The following is a 488-nucleotide window of genomic DNA, read 5'->3' as shown; positions in this document are numbered from 1 at the left end:
AGCAGAGGCGAGTTGTATTCTGGGATCAATGTACTTACAGTTTTTAATGGTAACACTCCTGTATTGGAACGTTTGGTTTACAATGATGTTCAAGGTAAGATTGTAGATCATGTACAGGTTAGTGAGTTAAACCGGAAGAAGGACTCATTGATTATGAGTGTTAGTGTTCCTCGTCGGAGTAATGTTTCATATGATTTGAGTATTTCGGTATTACCAGGTGAGACCAGATCATATACTCATCATGACAATATGATTTCTACGATGTTATTAAAGCCCTATGTAAAGGGTTTTATAGAGCGTTCTGGAGAGTATTTCAGGGATGTTACGGAGAGTAAGCGTTATGATTTAGATGTTTTGTTATTGACCCAGGGTTGGAGTCGATATAATTGGAACAACATTTTTAATCATGAGCCTAAGGTGTTGTATGATTTCAACAGGGGTTTGGTAGTTAGAGGCAGGGTACAGAGTTCAAAAGGAGCTAGTGTAGA

At 38.1% G+C, this 488-nt stretch carries 1 pseudogene; it reads left to right on the top strand.

Annotation, left to right across the window (positions count from 1 at the left end):
- A pseudogene (locus M0D21_RS22945) lies at positions 1–488 on the top strand (hypothetical protein); the annotation flags it as partial.

This window comes from Aquimarina acroporae (assembly GCF_023195925.1).
GTDB classification, from domain to species: Bacteria; Bacteroidota; Bacteroidia; order Flavobacteriales; family Flavobacteriaceae; genus Aquimarina; species Aquimarina acroporae.
Note: the sequence above shows the minus strand (reverse complement) of the source record. Positions and strands in the feature narration are given on the sequence as shown.